Source organism: Variovorax sp. UC122_21 (assembly GCF_044056785.1).
Classification (GTDB): Bacteria; Pseudomonadota; Gammaproteobacteria; order Burkholderiales; family Burkholderiaceae_C; genus Variovorax.
Genome location: NZ_CP172003.1, coordinates 289780 through 308194, shown reverse-complemented (window position 1 = coordinate 308194; position 18415 = coordinate 289780). Strand labels below are relative to the sequence as shown.

Sequence of the window (18415 nt, the reverse complement as noted above, 5' to 3'; positions counted from 1 at the left end):
CTTCCTTCGGGGTTCATGCAAAGCCGCGCGCGAGCGCGCGTTCCACGTCGGCCACCAGCGCGAGCAGCGCCGGCGAGAGTTCGCGCACCACGCTCGCGAGCGATTCGCTGCTGGAGACGCTGAGGTTGAGCACGTAGCCCGAGGCGCCCGGCGCTTCGTCGGGCTGCGCGGCGGGCAGGCGGATCGGCGCGGCGAGCGCCACCACCTCGGGTTGCCAGGCGGCGGCGCAGAAGCCGCGCGCGTTCACGCTGGCGATGGCGGCCTCGATCTCCTCGCGCAGGGCCGGCCACTGCTCGCGCCGGCGCTGCTTGAACAGCGCATAGAGCGCCTTGCGCCGCGCCTCGCCGGCCGTGGCCAGCCAGGCGCGCCCGAGCGAGGTGAGTTCCATCGGCACGCGCTGGCCCGAGACCACGTTGCGCAGCGACACGCGGCGGTTGTAGCGGATCGACTCGAGGTAGACCATCTCGTCGCGGTCGGGCGCGGCCAGGCCGACGTTGATGCGGCGCGACTCGGCCAGCGCTCGCATCTTCGGCGCGGCCAGCGACAGCACGCTCGAGCCCGAGCGCATCGCATGCGCGAGGCTCAGCACCGCGGGCGCGAGCCGGTAGGCGCGCTGGCCCGCGTCGACCTGCAGCATGCCCGCGCCCACCAGCGTCTGCGTGAGGCGGCTTACGGTGGAACGCGACAGGCCGGTGCGGTCGGCGAGCTCGGCATTGCCCAGCAGCTCGGAGCCCGGGCGGAAGGCACGCAGGATTTCCACGCCGCGTTCCAGCGAACGGTTGGCCGGCGAGATGCCGGGCTTCTGCTCGAGCGAGGGGGTCATGCGGCTCATGCGGACTCCATGCTGGCCTGGATTTCGATTCCATTGCTTGGAATTGGGGGAGTGTATGCGCAGGCCCTCGTGCCTATGCTTTTCCCCATGGCGCGGCGAGCTTTTTCCGTTCGCGCCGAGAAGGAGACAGCATGCAATTTCGAATCGACGGGCGCGCGCGGCGCGTGCTCATGAGCCTGGCCGCCGGCCTGGCCCTCGCCCTGACCATGGGCAACGCGGCCGCGCAGGCCTTCCCCACGAAACAACCGATCCGCCTCGTCGTGCCGTTCGCGGCCGGCGGCGGCACCGACGTGATCGCGCGTGCTCGGCGCGGGCATCGGCGCCGAACTGAAGCAGTCGGTGATCGTCGAGAACAAGCCCGGCGCCGGCACCATCATCGGCAGCGACTACGTCGCCAAGAGCGCGCCCGACGGCTACACGCTGCTGATGGCGACCTTCGCGCACGCGGTCAACCCCAGCCTGCAGCCCAAATTGCCCTACGACCAGGCCAAGGCCTTCGCACCATTGAGCCTGGTCGGCCGTTCGCCCAACGTGCTGGTGGTGCGCAGCGACCGCGACTTCCGCACGGTGGCCGACCTGCTCGCGTTCGCGAAGGCGCATCCCGGCAAGCTCAGCTACGGCTCGTTCGGCAACGGCACCTCGGCGCACCTCGCGGGCGAGCTCTTCAAGCGGCTCGCGCAGGTCGACCTCACGCACGTGCCGTACCGCGGCTCGGCGCCGGCGCTGACCGACCTGCTCGGCGGCCAGATCGACCTGATGTTCACCACCGCCGCGAGCGTGGCGCCCTACATCGCGAGCGGCAAGCTGCGCGCGCTGGCCGTGACCTCGCCGCAGCGCTCGCCGGCCATGCCCTCCGTGCCCACGGTGGCCGAGAGCGGCGTGCCCGGTTACGTGGCCGAGAGCTGGTACGGGCTCTATGCGCCGGCCGGCACGCCCACCGAGGTGGTGGCGCGGCTCCATGCCGCGATCCGCAAGGCGGCCCACAGCGAGACCTTCAGCAAGCGCATCGCCGACGAGGGCATCGTGGTGATCGCCTCGCCGCCCGAGGAACTGACGCGCTATGTCGCCGCCGAGCAGGCCCGCTGGGGCCAACTGGTGCGCGAGGCGCACATCCAGCTCGACTGAGCGAGCCCTCATCGTTTTTTCATCACCTTGCCGACATGACCACTCCCACCTCTTCCATCCAGCTTCGCACCGAGGACGGCGTCGCCATCCTCACGCTCGACCGCCCCGAGGTGCGCAACGCCGTCGACGACGCCATGCGCGGCGAACTCATGGCCGCGCTCGAGCGCGTGAACCGCGACGACAGCGTGCGCGCGATGGTGCTCACCGGCGCGGGCAAGGCCTTCTGCGCGGGCGGCGACATCCGCGCGATGCAGCAGCGCATGCAGGCACCGGCCGGCGAGATCGCCTACAACGGCTGGGCGCGGCAGCAGCGCACCCACCATGCGCTGAGCGCGCTGCACGACCTGCCCAAGCCCACCATCGCCGCGGTGAACGGCGCCTCGACCGGCCTGGGCACCGACCTCGCGATGGCCTGCGACTTCGTGATCGCCTCCGAGCCGCATGCCAGCTTCGCCTGGAACTACGTGCTGCGCGGACTGATTCCCGATGGCGGCGGCATGTACTTCCTGCCGCGCCGCGTGGGCCTGGCGCGCGCCAAGGCGCTGATCTTCACGGGCCGCACCGTGCGCGCCAACGAGGCGATCGAGCTCGGCATCGCCGACCGGCTGAGCACGCCCGAAGCGCTGTTGACCGAAGCGACGGGCTGGGCGCGCGAACTCGGCGCGGGCTCGCGCACCGCGGTCGCCCTGGCCAAGGGCATCCTGAACCAGAGCTTCGAGCTGCAGGCCGAACAGGTCTTCGGCCTCGGCAGCCAGGCGCAGGCGATCTGCTACACCTCGAACGAACACCGCGCCTCGGTCGAGGCCTTCCTCGCGAAGTCGGCGGCCAAGGAGGGGGCGCGATGAGCGATGGCATCTCTCCGATCTCCCGCCTGATCCGCCCGCGCAGCGTGGCGGTGATCGGCGCCTCGGCCGATCTCGCGAAGACCTCGGGCCGACCCGTCGCCTATCTGCAGAAGCATGGCTTCGCGGGCGCGATCTATCCGGTGAACCCGAAGGCCGAGACGATCGCGGGCCTGCGCTGCTATCCCGACATCGGCGCGCTGCCCGAGGCGCCCGACGTCGCGATCGTGCTGCTGGGCGCCGAGCGTGCGCAGGCCGCGGTGCGCGAACTCGCGGCGCGCGGCTGCGCCGCGGCGATCGTGCTCGCGAGCGGCTATGCCGAGACCGGCGCGCAGGGGCAGCAGCGCCAGCGCGAGCTGCTCGAGGCGGCCGGCGGCATGCGCCTGCTCGGGCCCAACACCATCGGGCTGGTGAACCTCACGGACGGCATCACGCTGTCGGCCAGCGGCGCGCTCGAGGCCGACGACCTCGTGGCCGGCGGCATCGCCGTCGTGTCGCAGAGCGGCGGCATCCTGGGCTCGCTGCTCTCGCGCGGCGCGGCGCGCGGCATCGGCTTCTCGAAGCTGGTCTCGACCAGCAACGAGGCCGACCTCGATCTCGCCGACTTCGTCGATTACCTGGCCGACGATGAAGCCACGCGCGTGATCGCGCTCTACATGGAGGGCGTGCGCGACGTCGCGAAGTTCCGTGCCGCCGCCGCCAAGGCGCGGCGCGCGGGCAAGCCGCTGGTGGTGTTCAAGATCGGCCGTTCCGAATCGGGCGCGCAGGCCGCGGCCTCGCACACCGGCGCACTGGCCGGCGCCGACCGCATGTACGACGCGTTGTTCCGCGAAGTGGGCGCGATCCGCGCGCGCGACTTCTCCGACCTGCTCGACCTGCCGGCCGCGCTGGCCACGGGCCGCCGCCTCGGCGGGCGCCGCGTGGCCATCCTCACCTCGACCGGCGGCGCCGGCACCTTGGTGGCCGACAGCCTCGGCGTCGCCGGCTTCGAGGCGCCGCCGCCCGACGCGGCCACCGCCGAGCTGCTGCGCACGCTGCAGGCCGACGGGCCCTCGGTGCTCGACCGCAATCCCATCGACGTGACCCTGGCCGGCCTGCAGCCGCAACTGCTGCGCCGCGCGCTCGGCGCGCTGCTCGACAGCCCGGGCTACGACGCGGTGGTGGTCATCGTCGGTTCGTCGGCGCTGGCCATGCCGGACCTCGTCGCCGATGCGATCCGCGACTGCCTGCCGGGCACGAGCAAGCCGGTGCTGGCCTATGTGAGCCCGCATGCGCCGGCCGTGGCCGCGCTGCTTAACGGACGCGGCGTGCCGGCCTTCAGCGCGCCCGAGAGCTGCACCGTGGCGCTGCAGGGCATGCTGATGCAAGGCGGTGCGACGCCGGTGAACACCGTGTCGACCGGCGCCATCGTCGACCTCGCGGGCCTGCCCGCGCAGGGTTCGTTCGACGAGGTCGAGGCCAAGTCGCTGTTCGCGCGCTTCGGCGTGCCGGGCGTGCGCGAGGTGGCGGTGCGCGATGCGCGGCAGGCGGCCGAGGCCGCGCCCGCCCTGGGCGAGAAGGTGGTGCTCAAAATCCTCTCGCGCCGCATCACCCACAAGACCGAGGTCGGCGGCGTGGCCGTGGCCGTGCCCGCATCGCAGGTGGCCGCGCGCGTGGCGCGCATGCACGACGACGTGGCGACCGCCACCGGCCAGGCGCCCGAGGGCTACCTGGTGCAGGAGATGGTCACGGGCGGCACCGAGATGATCCTCGGCCTGCACCGCGATGCGCTCGGCACCGCGCTGCTGATCGGCATGGGCGGCGTGACCGCCGAGCTCGTCGGCGACACCGTGCTGCGCATGGTGCCGCCGGGCGACGCGCTGGCGCGCGAGGAGGCCGCCGCGATGCTGCGCGAGCTGAAGACCTGGCCGCTGCTCGACGGCTACCGCGGCCGGGCGCCGGCCGATGTCGACGCACTGGTCGACGCGATCGTCGCGTTCTCGCGCATGGCGGGGCAACTGGGCGCGCGGCTCGAGACGGCCGAGATCAATCCGCTGTTCGTGCTGGCGAAGGGGCAGGGGGTGAAGGCGGCCGACGGGGTGGTGGTGCTGGCGGGGGGCTGACGAGAGCGTCGGCGCGCCTTCTTTCTCGACGGCTACACTCCGCCTCCGCGGAGGGAGACCGTCGATGAGAGCAGGAAGCGAGCGTGGAGGATGGCGGCCGCTGGGCATGGGCCTGGCCTTGCTGTTGCTGGGCCTGCTTGCGAGTTTTCTGTACGCACGGATGGCGCGGCAAGAGGCGTCCGCACCCATCCCTCCCATGGCCGTCTCGCAATCCCTGGCGCAGGGCGTGGCGTGGATCTGGCCCGACAGCAACGGCCCGTCCCCGGCATCCGGCGAGGCGGCTTCCTATAGCCAGGCGGCGGTCCTGGTGGAGTCCCTGGTGTTTCGTGGCTCCGGCGTCGAACGCGGCGGACGCCGCCAACCCCTGGCGCTTCCCGCGGGCGCTCGCTTCATTCCCGTCATCCATGTGGAAGCGGGCGCCTCCGCGCCCGACGAATTCACGCCCGTCCAGCAGCAGGCGGTGCTTGCGGCCGTGCGTCGCCAGGCCCATGCCGCCGAGGCCGGTGGCGGCCTGCTGCAACTCGACTTCGAGGCACCGGCACGCCAGCGCGATGCTTACCGCGCGCTCGTCGCCGCGGTGCGCGAGGCGCTGCCTTCAGGCACGCGGCTGAGCATCACCGCGCTCGCGCACTGGTGCGCGCAGGGCGACTGGCTCGATCGGCTGCCGGTCGACGAAGTGGTGCCCATGCTCTATCGCCTGGGACCGCAGGCCGCGGATTGGCGCCGGCGCTTTGCGCAGGGCGACCCGGGACTGGCGCGCCGCTGCCGCGGCGATGCACTGGGATTCGCCACCAACGATCCGCCATCGGCGGCCCTTCTCGATCGCGCCACGCGAGCCTACTGGTTCGACGAGGCCGCATGGTCCAACCCCTCCCGTCCTCCGCGTCATCCTCTTTCATGAACATGCCCCGCACACCCTTGCGCCGTCTCTGCATCGCACTTGCCACGCTCGGTGGCCTCCTGCTCGCCGCGCCGGGCCATGCCGCCCCCCCAGCCGCCGACGACGAAAGCAGACTGCCCGACAGCCTGCGCAGCGACTACGTCGAGCCCATCAACGGCCCCGCCGACAACCGGGCCTATGCGCACGGCACGCTGGGCCTGATCCAGTCGAGCTATGGCCGCGCATCCCTGTTCGTGGCCTGGCGCGTGATGCACCTGCCCGTGGGGGCCGTGGCGCGCGAGAGCCATCGCCGCCAGTCGGACTGGGTCCGCGGCGTGCCCACGCCGCCTCCGGCCGAGGACGAGATCGCCAGCTGGTCGAAGGCGCGTGCCGCGTGGGTGCCGCAGGCGCCCAGCGTGCCGCCGAGCTACTTCCGTCCCGCGAAGCTGAAGGTGTCGGGGTTCGGCGTGATGGACATCGAGGTCGGCCAGTGCGGCCCCGACGCCTATGCCTTCGCCGCGCGCACGCTGGGCGAGCTCGTCGCCGATGCATCGCTGAAGGATGCGGATCGCCGGACATGGGTCGCCGGCCAGGATGCGGTGTTTGCGCGCTGTTCGGCCACGGTGCAAAAGATGCCGGCCCTGCCCGCACTGCTGCCTGCCCGCGCACCGGCGAAGCTGAAGGCATTGAACGCCTACCAGCGTGCCGCCGCCCAGTTCTACGGCGACGAGTTCGTCGCCGCGCGCGAGGCCTTCGATGCCATCGCCGCCGTGCCCGATCATCCGATGCGGCCCTGGGCCACGCTCGGTGCGTTGCGCTCGCTGCTGCGCGACGGCGTGCGCGACACCGAATGGGAGGCGGTCTTCGAGGACGCCTGGACGCGGCGCCAGCTGCGCGGTGCCGAGTTCAAGGCCGCCGTGGCGGAACCGGCGGCGCGCCATGGCGCGCGTGTCGAAGCAGCGTTCAAGGCCATCGACGCCCGCGCGAAGGCGGCACTCGCCGATGCCACGCTGGCTCCCGTGCACGAGGCCATCCGCTACACCGCGCGCCGGGCATTCGTGCAGCTCATGCCGGGCATCCCGCTGCGCATGACGATGACGGCAATGGAACGCCCGGAGTTCAACCCCTACGAATCGAGCGCGCTGGATTTCTTCCAGGAGCTCTATCCGATGGTGGCCCCCGACCGGCCGACGGGCGTGCTCGGGGAGGCGTTGCGGCGGCATGCGTGGTTCGACTTCGTCGTGACCGTGCAAGGCTGCTCCGACGCACAGAAGGCGCAGGACGTCAGCGTGTGCGATGCCGAGCATGCCCATGCGCTGGCCCGGTGGCAGGAAACGAAGGACAGCGCCTGGTTGCTGGCGGCCCTGATGACGGCGCGCCAGCCCTCCGCGGCCGATCTGCCCGCCGCCGATGCGGCGCGTGCCGTGGCGGTCGACCGTCCGGAATGGGCGAGCCTGCAGTTCCATGCGGCGCGCGTGCTGCGCACGCAGGGGCGTGGCGCGCAGGCCCGCGCGGCGCTCGATGCCCTGGCGGCATCGCCGGTCGTGCACAAGCGCGACCGGCCGCTGCTGGAGGCCGAACGCAGAGGGCTCTGAGGCGCGCGGGCGCGGGGCCTCAGCGGCGCGTCTTCCTGTCCCGCAGCAGCTTCTCCAGACTGGGCCTCGACTGCTCGAAGCTCGGCAGCATGGCGGTGCGCCTTTGCGTCACCTCGATGACGTGCCAGCCGAACGGCGTCTGCACCGGCGGATCGGTCATTCCCGCCGGCCCCAGCGCCTCCATGGCCGCGGCGAACTCCGGCACGAAGTAGACGCCGAAGTTCCAGCCGAGCTCGCCGCCCTTTCGATTGGAGCCCTCGTCCAGGGAGACCGCGTTGGCCACCGCGCCGAACGATTCCCCGGCGCGCACGCGGGCGAGGGCTGCCTCCGCCTGCGCCTGGGTGCGGACCATGATGTGTCGCACGTTGTATTCGTACTGGCCCTGGAACCTGGCGGTCCACTCCGCGCTGGCGCGGGCGTATTCGGCACGCAGCTCTGCTTCGGTGGCCTGGGGGCTCGTGCTCTGGCACGCAGCCAGGCTCAGCGCGAGAAGTGCGAGAAGTGCGATCGCGATGCGCGGGGACCGTGTCTTGGCGTGGTTCATGCGGGATGGCCGAGAGGCCGTGGATGCGGGATGAAATCGGACTGCATTCTGCAACGGCCCCGCATCAGGCCAGGCTCTGGTCCTCGGCATCGAACTCGACGCCGGTCGTCAGCCGCACGCCGCGCGTCATCGGCACCCGCAGGAACCCGCTCTCGGTGTCCATCAGGGGCCGGGTCGAGGTCGCGCCGTTGCGCAAGGTGCGATGCACATGTCCTTTTGCGCAGGCCGCGCGCAACCCCGATCAACAGGCCTGCGCTATCCTCGAACGACCATGACCGAACTGCGCATCACCACCGACAAAGCGGCGATCGACATCGCCCTGGTTCATCGCTTCCTCAGCGAAAGCTCGACCTGGGGCCGAGGCATTCCGCTGGCCATCGTGCAGCGCTCGATCGAGCACTCGCTGTGCTTCAGCGGCTTCATCGGTGCCGACCAGGTGGCCTTCGCCCGCGTGATCTCCGACCACGCGACCTTCGCGAACCTGGTCGACGTGTTCGTGCTGCCCGAGCATCGAGGCAAGGGCTACAGCAAGGCGCTCGTGCAGGCGGTGATGGACTTCCCAGCGCTGCAGGGGCTGCGTCGCTTCACGCTGGCGACGAGCGATGCGCACGGGCTGTACGAACGGTTCGGGTTCACGGCACCGCTCCGGCCGCAGTCGTTGATGGAGCGGTATTTCCCGAATCTCTACACCTCACGGGATTGAGGCGGACGGCTGCTCGGCGCAGCCGATTTCGAAATTCTCAACACGGTTGAGAGAGATTTGCTGGCGTTCGTGCCTTCGTGCCCGCAGCCTCCACCGGATCCAGGGCGGCGCGAGGTACCCGGGGCACGCGGGAAGAACAAGGAGGAGCGTGATCGGAAGACCGACCCCACTCCTTCCGGCCCGGCAACGCTCAAGCTGCCTTCAAGGCTTCCTGCCCATACGTCCCCGCCGCCCTCACATCCGCCGGATCGAAGCTCGCCCCCGCCCCCTGCTGCTCGCGCTGCGCCGCGAGCCGTGCGCCTTCCTGCGCGGCCATGTCGAACAGGCGGTTGGGGTCGTGGCGACGCAGTTGCAGCGCGGCTGCTTCGAGCCCCGCCGCGATCTCGATCTCGCGCTGGCCCGAAGCCATGCCGTCGAGCAGCAGGCCGGCCGCGACGGCGGGCTCCATGCCCTGGTCGATGTTCGCGTCGGAACGGCCGCGCGCGCTGCCGTCGGGGCCGAGCGCGTTGATCGACACCGCGGTGCGCACCGAGCCCGGCAGCGCGACGCTGACGCGGATGCCGTAGGCCTGCTCGACCTCGGCGCGCAGGGCATCGAAGTAGCCCTGCACCGCATGCTTGGCGCCGCTGTAGCCGGTGCGCAGCGGCGCGCCGACCTTGCCGGCCACCGAGCCGATCACGGCGATGTGGCCGCTGCGGCGCTCGGCCATGCGCGGCAGCACGAGCTGGGTGAGGGCGACGGGTGCGAGGTAGTCGACCTCGATCAGGCGGCGATAGACGGCGAGGTCGGTGTCGATGGCGAGGCTGCGCTGGGCGATGCCGGCGTTGTTGATCAGCACGTCGATCCGGCCCTGCCAGCCGGCGGCGCGCTCGACGATGGCCGGCAGGGCGTCGTAGTCTGTGGCCTCGAAGGGCAGTACCAGCACGCGTTCGGGCGCGCGCGCCGCGAGGGCGGCCAGCGGCTCGGGGCGGCGGCCGGAGGCGATCACGCGCGCGCCGCGCTCGAGCAGCGCGAGCGCGAGCGCCTCGCCGATGCCGGAGGAAGCGCCGGTCACCCATGCGGTCTTGTTCTCGAAGTACATCTGAAAGCTTTCCTTGACGTGGAGCGGTGTGGGATCCCGCGGCGCGTGTCGGTGTGTTGGATTCGGATGTTCTGCTCCGACGAGGCCGCGGGCGTGGCGTGCGCCTCGGTCATTGTGGCGGCGCGGCTCGGGCCTGACCATCGGCCAATAGGGGTAATGCAAGAGTGTGCGTGGCCATCGTGGATGGCGGTCGCGCACGGCCCGCTACTTGCCCTTGGCCGGCGCGGTGGCGGCGGGCGCGCCCTGCGTCGCGGGCGCGGGCTTGTCGCGTTCGCTGCTCACCCACGTCAGCGCGTAGATGACCAGCACCACGGCGACCACGGCGATGGCGCTCCACATCACGATGCCGGGCTTCTGGTGGTTCTGCCCCTGCGGGGGTTGGTTCGGCATGGTGTCCCTCTCTGTCTGTATGTAGTACCGCGTTGCGGGGACCCCCAAGCTAACAGGCGGCGCGCGCGCGGCTGTCGGACGCACGCCAGCGCGCGACGTCAGCCAACCGGACAGCCTGCGTCGCCGCAGCCTTCGTTCGCGTGAGCTCCTTCGTCGCGCACCGCGTCCGCGATCAACGGCGCGGCCACGTCCTCGGCCGCGAGCTGCCCGATGGCCGCGCCGAGCGCCATGTCGTCGAGCAGGCCGAAGTGGCTCAGCCGCAGCCGCCCCTGCCGGTCGATCAGCACCACGCTCGGCGTGCCCTGGAACTGGTAGGCGCGCATGGTCTGCGGAATGCTGCTGCCGGGCGAGGGCCGGTCGATGCCGATCGGGAACACGTAGCGGTACTCGCGCACGAAGGCCTCGAGCGCCGCGGGCGTCATGACCTCGTGGTGCTCGAACACCGAGTGCAGTCCGATCACCGCGACGTCCTTCGCGGCGAACAGCTGCCGCGTCTTCTTGGCCTGCGGCAGGCCGTGCGTGGCGCAGGCCGGGCACAGCATCTGGAAGGCATGCAGCACCACGACCTTGCCGCGCAGCGATTCGAGCGTGACGGGGGCCTCGGTATTGAGCCAGCGCTCGACCTGCAGCTCGGGCGCCGGGGGATGGATTCTCGACATGGTTGATGGCTCCAGTGCAATGGCAAGGCCCCGGCGCCGCCGCTCAGGCGGCCGCGCGCAGCTTCACGCCCGGGAAATCGACGGGCACGTCGAAGGCGACATTCACATAGTTCGTGAACAGGTTCAAGGCCACGTGCGCCAGCAGCTCGACGATCTGGCGGTCGTCGAAGCCCGCGTCGCGCAGCGCCTGCACCTCGGCGGCGTCGATCTGGCCGCGCTGCTCGACCACCGCGAGCGCGAAGCGCAGCGCGGCGGCGGTCTGCGGGTCGGCGGACTCGCCGTGCTGCGCGGCGGTCATCTCGGCCGACGAGGCACCGGCCTTGCGGCCCAGCGCCGTGTGCGCGGCCAGGCAGTAGTGGCAGGCATTGCGGTCGGCGATCGCCACCGCGATCTTCTCGCCGAGCTGCGCGGGAATCACGCCACCGCCGAGCGCGCCGAACGATCCCCACAGGCTCTGGAGCGCGGCCGGCGAGTTGGCGACGGCGCGGAACATGTTGGGCGTGGCACCGAAGGCGCCATGGATCTGCGAAAGCAGCGCCTGGGTGTCGCCGGTGGCTTCGGCGGGGGAGACGAGGGGGATGCGGGACATGGTGATTTCCTTCGGGGTTGTGAGTCGGTGAAGGAAGTGTGCGCGCGATGGTCGTATGATTCGGCTCGTTTTGTACATGGAACATACCTTTTCGTCCAGATGACCGCGCCACCTCCGATCGACAGGCTGTCCGCGCTGCTCGAGCGCTTCCGCGTGCGCGCGCACCTGTTCCACAACGGCCCGCTGTGCGGCACCACCACCTTCGCGGCCGAGCCGGGGCGCGGCTTCCTGCATGTGCTGCGTCGCGGCGAGATGGTGGTCACGCATGCCTCGCGCAGCGGCGTGCGGCGCAAGCTGGTCGTGAAGGAACCGAGCCTGCTGTTCTATCCGCGCCCGCTGACGCACCACTTCCACAACGCGCCCGTCGAAGGCTCGGACTTCGTCTGCGCGACGCTGGACTTCGATGGCGGCGAGACCCATCCGCTGGCGCGCGCGCTGCCGCCGCTGATCCTCCTGCCGCTGCGCGAGGTCGAGGGGCTCGAGCAGTCGCTCGCGCTGCTGTTCGCCGAGACCGCGCGCGTGCAGTGCGGCCACCGGCTGCTGGCCGACCGCCTGTTCGAGGTGGTGCTGATCCAGTTGCTGCGCTGGCTGCTCGATCATCCGGAGCACAGCGAACTGCCGCCGGGCCTGCTGACGGGGCTCGGCGATCCGCGGCTCGCGCGCGTGCTGGTCGGGCTGCACGAGCGGCCCGGCGAGCCCTGGCCGCTCGAGCAGATGGCGCGCGAGGCGGGCCTGTCGCGCAGCGCCTTTGCGCAGCGCTTCCGCGAGGTGGTGGGCACCACGCCCGCCGACTACCTCGCGCTCTGGCGGCTCAGCATCGCGCAGGCGCAACTGCGTGGCGGTGCCTCGGTGAAGACCATCGCCGACGAACTCGGCTATGCCAATGCCTCGGCGCTGTCGCGGGTGTTCGCGCAGAAGCTGGGCGTGTCGCCGCGCGAGTGGCTGGCCACGGTGCGCGGCTGAGGCCGGCGCGTCACTCGCGCGCGGTGGCCAGCGTGGGCAGCGCGAACAGCACCGCCAGTGCGCACAGCAGCGCAGCGAGCACCGCGAACGGCAGCATGCGGTCGAGCGCGTAGAGCGCGGTGCTGGCGGCCGGTGCCGCGATCAGCGCCAGGCCCTGGGTCGCGGCGATCAGTCCGGCGACCGCGCCCTGCCGGTCGGTGGGCACCGCGAGCGAGGCGCCGGCCATCGAGCCGGCCATCATGAAACCGGCGCCGGCCCCGAGCACCGCGAAGGCCGCCACGTAAGCCGCGAGCGAGACGGTGCCGAGCAACACCAGCAGTCCCGCGATCCAGGCCGCGCTGCCCGCGATCACCATGCGCTGCGCCGGCCAGCGCAGCACGCGGGCCTGCAGCAGCTGGCTCGCGATCAGCGCCACGCCTGTCACCGTCAAAGCCGCGGCCAGCCGCGGACCGACCTGCGCGGTCTCGAGGCCGAGCCGGTCCTGGAAGTAGAAGCCCGCGATGATCTGGATCGTGACGATCGCGGTCCACGACATCAGGCTCGCCGCCAGCCAGCGCCGCATCTCGGGCCCCCAGCGCGAAACCGGCGGCGACGCGACCGCCGCGCGCTTGCGCGTGCCGCGCGGCACCGTGGCCCACACCACGAAGAAGGCCAGCAGGCACAGCGCGCCCGACAGCACCAGCGGCCAGAGGATGCCGCGCAGCGCGAGCAGTCCGCCGAGCGCCGGGCCGACCACGAGGCCGACGCCGTTGGCCGCGCCGATCAATGCCATGCCCGCGGCGCGCTCTCCCGCCTCGGTGTGATCGGCCATCAGCGCCTGCGCCGCGGACGGCACGGCGGGCAGGAAGGCGACCAGCACGGCGCGTGCGCCGGTGACCAGGGCGAACAACCCGGTGCCGGCGAACAGGCCCGACAGGCCCTGCCGCACCACCGCCGCGAACAGCGCATAGGCCAGGAACATGCCCGCGAAGCCGATCAGCAGCACGCGGCGGCGTCCCCAGCGGTCGCTGGCCAGGCCCCAGGGCGCCGCCATCGCGGCCATGGCGAGCGAGCTGATCGACAGCATCCACCCGCCCTGCTGCACCGTCAGGTGCAGCGAGCGCACCAGCGGCGCGAGGATCGGCAGGATCACCGCGCTGGTCAGCGTGGCCAGCGCCACGCTCGCGAACACCACGGGCTTGATGGGGGTCGTCATGCCCGGTCCTTCGGCGCGCGGGCACGCACGCCGCGGTAGAGCGAGATCGACCCCGTCGGCGTCGGGATCACCGCGGTCTCCTCGACCTCGGCGAAGCCCGCTTCCCGCATCAGCCGCGGCACGATGCCGTCGGCATTCGGGCTGGGTGTCGGCGAACCCGTCGACGCACTGCACCAGCCTGAACAGCGTTCGCATGGCCCGGGTGCGCTGCAGGCCGTAGTCGGCGATGTGCAACTCGCCGCCCGGCACCAGCGCCGCGTGGATGGCCGCGAGGCCCGCGTGCTTTTCGGCCAGCGGCACCTGGTGCAGCACCAGGCTGCTCACGATCTTGGTCGGCTGCAGCGGCCACAGCAGCGCGGCCGCGTCGCGCAGGTAGCCGTGGTGCAGTTCGCAGCGCACGCCTGTGGCCGCGAGCTTGGCGCGGGCGCGCTCGAGGATGCGCTCGTCGGGGTCGATGCCGATCAGCCGAGGCAGCGACCCCGAACGGCCGAGCAGCGCCAGGAAGGAGCCGGTGCCGCAGCCCACGTCGGCGATCACGTCCGAAGGCCGCGGCGCGAGTTGTGCCAGCAGGGCCGAACGCCACTGCCGCTCGCGCGTGAACAGCGACACGATGGGGTCGTAGGCGCCGAGCACCGGCACCGCGGGGGTGAAGTCGCGCGCCGGGCGCAGGGTCTTGGTCATGGCATCTCCAGGGGTGTTCCGCTTCGCTGCGTTGCGATCGATAATCCGAGCAATTGCTCACAATGTCTACTCGCATTCGAGGAACGCCATGGCCCGTGCACCCGTCGTCCACCCGAGAAAGAAGGCCTCGCAGGAGCGTTCGCGCGCGACCGTCGACGCGCTGATCGAGGCCACTGCTCGCGTTCTGGTGCGCGAGGGCTTCGAGCGCGCGAGCACCAACCGCATCGCGGCCGAGGCCGGCGCCAGCATCGGCTCGCTCTACCAGTACTTCCCGACCAAGGAGGCGCTGGTGGCCGCGGTCATCGAGCGGCACAAGAACGACATGATGGAAGTGCTGCGCCGCGCGCTGGTGCGGGTCGCGGGCATGCCGCTCGAGCAGGGCGTGCGCGAACTGGTCGCGCTGATGATCGACGCGCACCGCGTCGATCCCGAGCTGCACCGCGTCCTGGTCGAGCAGATTCCGCGCATCGGCCGGCTGGCGGAGGTGGAGGGCTTCGACCGCGAGGTGCGCGAACTGGTGCGGGCCTACCTCGAGGCCCACCGCGGCGAGCTGCGCGAGCTCGACCTCGATCTCGCGGCCTTCGTCTGCGTCGCGTCGGTCGAGACGCTCGCGCACGAGGCCGTGCTGCACAACCCCGCGCTGCTCGCGAACCGCAAGGTGAAGGCCTTCACCGACGAGGTGACGCGGCTGGTGATCCGGTATTTGACATAGCTGCGAGGCGCTTCGCGGCGGCGCGCAGCAGCACGCGGGAATAGAGCTTGTGGAAGCCCGTCAGCGCATCGACCGTCCATCCGAGCCCGCCCCGCGCGCGCGGCAGAACGGCCGAACCGAAGAACAGCGTGGTCTGCGGCGCCGCACCGTCCGCGCGCGGCGCCACCATGAGCCAGCTGCGCGTGCGTCCTGTCGCCAGCACGATCTGGTCGTCCGCGCGCGCCTCGACGCGCCAGGCCGAGAAGGTCTCGACATGGCCCGCGGCCAGCGCGGCCGCATCGGCGTCGTTCGCACGCCGCCCGAGCACGACGCCGAGCAGCCAGCGCTCGGGCTTGAACACGGGCGAGGTGTAGAAGGCCTCGATGTAGCTGGCCAGCGGCACGCGGCCGTCGACGGCGAGCGTGTGGCAGTCGGTGTAGGCGCCCGTGCCCTCGTAGCGGGCGAGCAGGGCATGCGCGGGCAGGGCGCGGATCTCGATCGGGTTCATGGGGCGGCGGCGGTCGCACGAGGATGCGTGCCCGCGCATTGTGCGGTGGCGCGCCCCATGCCCGGTTTCAGTCGACCCGGATCTTGGCCGCCTTCACGATCTGGTCGTACTTGGCGAGGTCGGCGCGGATCTGCTGGCCGAACTCCGCGGGCGTGTTGCCCAGCGCCGAGATGCCGAGCGATGCGAGCCGCTCGCGCACCTCGGGCGACTGCACCACCGCATGCAGCTCGCGCTGCAGCCGCTCGACGATGGGCTGCGGCGTCTTCGCGGGCGCGAGGATGCCGATCCACGAGCTCGACTCGAAGCCCGGCACGCCCGATTCGGCGACCGTGGGCACTTCGGGCAGCGAGGCCAGCCTCTGCGCGCTCGACACGGCGATCGGCCGGATCTGGCCCTTCTGCACAAAGGGATAGGCACCGGCCACCGCGGTGTAGAGCATCGGCAGCGAGCCGCCCACCACGTCGGTCATCGACTGGCCGCCGCCCTTGTAGGGCACGTGCACGAAGTTCGCGCCGGTGCGGGCCTTGAGCAGTTCGCCGGCCAGGTGCGGCGTGCTGCCGGTGCCCGCGCTGCCGTAGGACACGCCGCCCGGGTTGGTCTTCGAATAGGCCACCAGCTCGGACAGCGTCTTCGCGGGCACCGAAGGATGCACGACGATGATCAGCACCGCGTCGCCGATCTTGCTGACCGGCACGAAGTCCTTGAGCGTGTCGAACGGCACCTTGGCATAGACGTGCGGGTTGATGACCAGCGTGCCGTCGAAGCCCAGCAGCAGCGTGTAGCCGTCGGGCGCCGCGGTGGCCACCATCTGCGTGCCGATGTTGCCCGAGGCGCCGGGCCGGTTGTCGACCACCACGGTCTGGCCCAGGCGCGCGCCGAGCTTGTCGGCCACCACGCGCGCGCCAGTGTCGGTCACGCCGCCGGGCGTGAAGGGCACGATCAGGCGGATCGGCTTGTTGGGGTAGTCCTGCTGCGCGGCCGCGGGGCCCATGGCCAGCGCGAGCGGCAGCGCGGCCGCGAGCAGGCGCGCCAGCGTGTTCTTCCATGCATTCATCGCTTGTCTCCTTCGTTCGTTCTTGGTTTCGTTCTCGTGTCGCTCAGCGCTTCAGGCCCTGCTTCGCGAGCCACTGGTCGACGCGCTCGGCAATCGCATCGGAGTTGCGGTCCATCATGAGCATGTGCGAATTGCCGCGCCAGCCGAGCTCGGGCAGCAGCAGGCGGTCACCGGTGCCGCCGGCCGCGATCAGCCGCTGGCGGAAGTTCTCCTGCTGCGCCGTGATGCGCGTCCAGAACGGATAGCGCTCGAGGTTGTCGCCCCACACCCACAGCATGGGCACGCCCTTGAGGCGCGCGAAGTCGGTGGTCTCGGGGTTCGGCGAGCCCGAGGTCTCGACGGCGACGATGGCCTTGACCTTGTCGGGGTACCTGAGCGCCGAATTGAAGGCGAAGTTGCCGCCCTGGCTGTGGACCACGATGACGCAGGGGCAGGCCTTCTGCACATAGGCGTCGTAGGCCGCCTGCGTGGCCGCGTCGTTGGTGCTCCAGCGCGGGATCGCCTGCTTCGCGAACTGGTCGAAGCTGGCCACCGGGAACTGCGTGCCCGGCAGCGCGCGGCGCTTCGCGGGATCGGTGTCGTACGAGCCGGTCTCGCCGATGCGGAACAGCTCCCAGCCTTCCTTCTTCGGCCGGAAGAAGGGCTCGCTCTTGAAGATCTCGGGATAGCGCGCCCACGAGGCGCGGCCGCGCTCGACCGCGTCGCTCACGTACACGTCCCAGCCCGCGCGCAGGAAGTGGTTCTCCCAGCCCGGCTGGCCGTCGGGCTTGGTCTCCCAGGTCACGCCCGAGAGGCCGCCGCCATGCCACAGCAGCAGCGGATAGCGGCCCTTCGGGTTCGCCAGGCGCGTGTAGCGCGCATAGAGCCCCTCGACCTCGAAGTCGCCGTTGGGGTCGAACTTCAGCGGCGGCGCGCCGGGCGTGAACACCAGTTCCTTCTCGGGCAGGCCCGTGAGCGTGACGGCGCGTCCGCCCACGTGATAGCTGCCGACGTCGGCCACCTGCAGCGCGCCCGTCGAGCAGCCGGCCAGGGCCGCGGCCGCGATGCCGAGCAGCGCGAGCTTCCATGCATTTCTCATCTCTTGTCTCCGTTGTTGTTGGTGTGAAGGAGCTGGCTATCGCGCCCAGCGTTTCTCGAAGTCCCAGACCTCCTCGAAGCCGATGCGCCGGCAGAACTCGTTGAAGTCGAACAGATCGTCGCCCGGTGCCACGCTGGCGCCGCTCGCCTTCAGGTGGCGCAGTGCGCGCTCCATCGCGGCTGCCGCCACGAGGCTGGTCATCGACGGATAGATGGCGAGCGAGAAGCCGATCTGCTGCAGCGTCTGCGCGCTCAGCATCGGCGTCTTCCCGCCATCGGACATGTTGGCCATCATCGGCAGTTCGAAGGCCTCGCAGGCGCGGCGCATCTCGGCCTCGGACTGCGGCGCCTCGAAGAACAGGATGTCGGCGCCCGCGTGCGCATAGGCCTCGAGCCGGCGCAGCGCCTCGTCGACGCCGAGCTCGGCGCGCGCATCGGTGCGCGCGATGATCAGGAAGTTCTTCTTGTCCTCGCGCGCCTCGGCGGCCACGCGGATCTTGTCGACCATGTCCTGCACCGGCACGCAGCGCTTGAACGGCGTGTGGCCGCACTTCTTCGGAAACTCCTGGTCCTCGAGCTGGATGGCCGTGACGCCGGCCGCCTCGTAGCCGCGCACCGTGTGGTGCACGTTGAGCAGGCCGCCGTAGCCGGTGTCGGCATCGGCGATCACGGCCGCGCCGCCGCTGCTGCGCACCAGCGTCGCCATGCGGTCGAGCATCTGGGTGTAGGTGGCGATGCCCGCGTCGGGCAGGCCCAGGCTCGAGGCCGTGAGCCAGAAGCCCGAGCCGTAGACGATGTCGAAGCCGACCTTGGCCGCCATGGTGGCGGCGATCATGTCCTGCAGGCCGGGGATGACGATGAACTCGCGGCGCTCGAGCTTCTCGCGAAGGAGGGGGCTGGCCAT

19 protein-coding genes are annotated in these 18415 nt (G+C 71.2%); 8 read left to right on the top strand and 11 right to left on the bottom strand.

Features of this window, described 5'->3' with window-relative positions; genetic code table 11:
- Window positions 1–13: 13 nt before the first annotated feature.
- Complete coding sequence (locus tag ACHMXE_RS01505; RefSeq protein ID WP_296799837.1) at window positions 14–832, bottom strand: IclR family transcriptional regulator; 819 nt, start codon at window positions 830–832, stop codon at window positions 14–16.
- Between the two features lie 300 nt (window positions 833–1132).
- Between ACHMXE_RS01505 and ACHMXE_RS01500 the strand changes: the two genes are divergently transcribed.
- The 5 genes from ACHMXE_RS01500 (at window position 1133) to ACHMXE_RS01480 (ending at window position 7376) form a co-directional block, all read left to right on the top strand.
- Entirely contained in the window at window positions 1133–1957 is an 825-nt protein-coding gene (locus ACHMXE_RS01500) for a tripartite tricarboxylate transporter substrate binding protein (RefSeq protein WP_395346436.1), read from the top strand.
- A 35-nt stretch (window positions 1958–1992) separates the two neighbouring features.
- Complete coding sequence (locus ACHMXE_RS01495; RefSeq protein WP_395346435.1) at window positions 1993–2802, top strand: enoyl-CoA hydratase/isomerase family protein; 810 nt, start codon at window positions 1993–1995, stop codon at window positions 2800–2802.
- Window positions 2799–4901, top strand: a complete 2103-nt coding sequence (locus ACHMXE_RS01490) for an acetate--CoA ligase family protein (protein WP_395346434.1) — start codon at window positions 2799–2801, stop codon at window positions 4899–4901. Before ACHMXE_RS01495 ends, ACHMXE_RS01490 begins: the two co-directional genes overlap by 4 nt.
- Before the next feature lie 106 nt (window positions 4902–5007).
- On the top strand, window positions 5008–5802 hold the full coding sequence (locus tag ACHMXE_RS01485) for a hypothetical protein (protein WP_395346432.1): 795 nt from the start codon (window positions 5008–5010) through the stop codon (window positions 5800–5802).
- Between the two features lie 17 nt (window positions 5803–5819).
- Window positions 5820–7376: a hypothetical protein gene (locus tag ACHMXE_RS01480; protein WP_395346431.1), complete on the top strand. Its 1557-nt coding sequence runs from the start codon at window positions 5820–5822 to the stop codon at window positions 7374–7376.
- Between the two features lie 19 nt (window positions 7377–7395).
- Here the strand turns inward: ACHMXE_RS01480 and ACHMXE_RS01475 are convergent, their stop codons facing one another.
- Window positions 7396–7920, bottom strand: coding sequence for a peptidylprolyl isomerase (locus tag ACHMXE_RS01475; protein ID WP_395346430.1), 525 nt, complete (start codon window positions 7918–7920; stop codon window positions 7396–7398).
- A gap of 271 nt (window positions 7921–8191) precedes the next feature.
- On the opposite strand from ACHMXE_RS01475, the gene ACHMXE_RS01470 reads away from it, so the two are divergent.
- Complete coding sequence (locus tag ACHMXE_RS01470; protein ID WP_395346429.1) at window positions 8192–8623, top strand: GNAT family N-acetyltransferase; 432 nt, start codon at window positions 8192–8194, stop codon at window positions 8621–8623.
- Between the two features lie 190 nt (window positions 8624–8813).
- Here the strand turns inward: ACHMXE_RS01470 and ACHMXE_RS01465 are convergent, their stop codons facing one another.
- The 4 genes from ACHMXE_RS01465 to ACHMXE_RS01450 form a co-directional block, all read right to left on the bottom strand.
- On the bottom strand, window positions 8814–9704 hold the full coding sequence (locus tag ACHMXE_RS01465) for an SDR family NAD(P)-dependent oxidoreductase (protein WP_395346428.1): 891 nt from the start codon (window positions 9702–9704) through the stop codon (window positions 8814–8816).
- A 204-nt stretch (window positions 9705–9908) separates the two neighbouring features.
- A complete protein-coding gene (locus ACHMXE_RS01460; protein WP_203207070.1) occupies window positions 9909–10094 on the bottom strand; it encodes a hypothetical protein in 186 nt (61 codons plus the stop codon).
- A gap of 98 nt (window positions 10095–10192) precedes the next feature.
- Window positions 10193–10753 (bottom strand): peroxiredoxin family protein, encoded by a 561-nt coding sequence (locus ACHMXE_RS01455; protein WP_395346427.1) that lies wholly within the window; start codon window positions 10751–10753, stop codon window positions 10193–10195.
- Between the two features lie 43 nt (window positions 10754–10796).
- Window positions 10797–11342: a carboxymuconolactone decarboxylase family protein gene (locus tag ACHMXE_RS01450; RefSeq protein ID WP_395346426.1), complete on the bottom strand. Its 546-nt coding sequence runs from the start codon at window positions 11340–11342 to the stop codon at window positions 10797–10799.
- Between the two features lie 99 nt (window positions 11343–11441).
- Between ACHMXE_RS01450 and ACHMXE_RS01445 the strand changes: the two genes are divergently transcribed.
- The gene (locus ACHMXE_RS01445) at window positions 11442–12305 is read left to right on the top strand and encodes an AraC family transcriptional regulator (protein WP_203207073.1); all 864 of its coding nucleotides are present in this window, start codon (window positions 11442–11444) and stop codon (window positions 12303–12305) included.
- A gap of 10 nt (window positions 12306–12315) precedes the next feature.
- Here the strand turns inward: ACHMXE_RS01445 and ACHMXE_RS01440 are convergent, their stop codons facing one another.
- The gene (locus ACHMXE_RS01440; RefSeq protein WP_395346424.1) at window positions 12316–14181 is read right to left on the bottom strand and encodes an MFS transporter; all 1866 of its coding nucleotides are present in this window, start codon (window positions 14179–14181) and stop codon (window positions 12316–12318) included.
- A gap of 88 nt (window positions 14182–14269) precedes the next feature.
- On the opposite strand from ACHMXE_RS01440, the gene ACHMXE_RS01435 reads away from it, so the two are divergent.
- Complete coding sequence (locus ACHMXE_RS01435) at window positions 14270–14893, top strand: TetR/AcrR family transcriptional regulator (RefSeq protein ID WP_395346423.1); 624 nt, start codon at window positions 14270–14272, stop codon at window positions 14891–14893.
- On the opposite strand, the gene ACHMXE_RS01430 is transcribed toward ACHMXE_RS01435, so the two are convergent.
- From ACHMXE_RS01430 to ACHMXE_RS01415, 4 genes are all read right to left on the bottom strand, one after another.
- The gene (locus ACHMXE_RS01430; protein WP_395346422.1) at window positions 14850–15380 is read right to left on the bottom strand and encodes a hypothetical protein; all 531 of its coding nucleotides are present in this window, start codon (window positions 15378–15380) and stop codon (window positions 14850–14852) included. The genes ACHMXE_RS01435 and ACHMXE_RS01430 overlap by 44 nt on opposite strands.
- Before the next feature lie 67 nt (window positions 15381–15447).
- Entirely contained in the window at window positions 15448–16434 is a 987-nt protein-coding gene (locus ACHMXE_RS01425) for a tripartite tricarboxylate transporter substrate binding protein (RefSeq protein WP_209539659.1), read from the bottom strand.
- 43 nt (window positions 16435–16477) lie between these two features.
- Window positions 16478–17512, bottom strand: coding sequence for an alpha/beta fold hydrolase (locus ACHMXE_RS01420; protein ID WP_395346421.1), 1035 nt, complete (start codon window positions 17510–17512; stop codon window positions 16478–16480).
- A gap of 36 nt (window positions 17513–17548) precedes the next feature.
- Complete coding sequence (locus ACHMXE_RS01415) at window positions 17549–18415, bottom strand: oxaloacetate decarboxylase (protein WP_395346420.1); 867 nt, start codon at window positions 18413–18415, stop codon at window positions 17549–17551.

Coding starts and splice junctions, on each gene's coding strand:
- ACHMXE_RS01495 (WP_395346435.1), top strand. CDS start 1,993: ATGACCACTCCCACCTCTTCCATCCAGCTTCGCACCGAGGACGGCGTC.
- ACHMXE_RS01470 (WP_395346429.1), top strand. CDS start 8,192: ATGACCGAACTGCGCATCACCACCGACAAAGCGGCGATCGACATCGCC.
- ACHMXE_RS01435 (WP_395346423.1), top strand. CDS start 14,270: ATGGCCCGTGCACCCGTCGTCCACCCGAGAAAGAAGGCCTCGCAGGAG.
- ACHMXE_RS01445 (WP_203207073.1), top strand. CDS start 11,442: ATGACCGCGCCACCTCCGATCGACAGGCTGTCCGCGCTGCTCGAGCGC.
- ACHMXE_RS01490 (WP_395346434.1), top strand. CDS start 2,799: ATGAGCGATGGCATCTCTCCGATCTCCCGCCTGATCCGCCCGCGCAGC.
- ACHMXE_RS01425 (WP_209539659.1), bottom strand. CDS start 16,434: ATGAATGCATGGAAGAACACGCTGGCGCGCCTGCTCGCGGCCGCGCTG.
- ACHMXE_RS01505 (WP_296799837.1), bottom strand. CDS start 832: ATGAGCCGCATGACCCCCTCGCTCGAGCAGAAGCCCGGCATCTCGCCG.
- ACHMXE_RS01465 (WP_395346428.1), bottom strand. CDS start 9,704: ATGTACTTCGAGAACAAGACCGCATGGGTGACCGGCGCTTCCTCCGGC.
- ACHMXE_RS01450 (WP_395346426.1), bottom strand. CDS start 11,342: ATGTCCCGCATCCCCCTCGTCTCCCCCGCCGAAGCCACCGGCGACACC.
- ACHMXE_RS01485 (WP_395346432.1), top strand. CDS start 5,008: ATGGGCCTGGCCTTGCTGTTGCTGGGCCTGCTTGCGAGTTTTCTGTAC.
- ACHMXE_RS01460 (WP_203207070.1), bottom strand. CDS start 10,094: ATGCCGAACCAACCCCCGCAGGGGCAGAACCACCAGAAGCCCGGCATC.
- ACHMXE_RS01430 (WP_395346422.1), bottom strand. CDS start 15,380: ATGAACCCGATCGAGATCCGCGCCCTGCCCGCGCATGCCCTGCTCGCC.
- ACHMXE_RS01420 (WP_395346421.1), bottom strand. CDS start 17,512: ATGAGAAATGCATGGAAGCTCGCGCTGCTCGGCATCGCGGCCGCGGCC.
- ACHMXE_RS01455 (WP_395346427.1), bottom strand. CDS start 10,753: ATGTCGAGAATCCATCCCCCGGCGCCCGAGCTGCAGGTCGAGCGCTGG.
- ACHMXE_RS01440 (WP_395346424.1), bottom strand. CDS start 14,181: ATGACCAAGACCCTGCGCCCGGCGCGCGACTTCACCCCCGCGGTGCCG.
- ACHMXE_RS01475 (WP_395346430.1), bottom strand. CDS start 7,920: ATGAACCACGCCAAGACACGGTCCCCGCGCATCGCGATCGCACTTCTC.
- ACHMXE_RS01415 (WP_395346420.1), bottom strand. CDS start 18,415: ATGGCCAGCCCCCTCCTTCGCGAGAAGCTCGAGCGCCGCGAGTTCATC.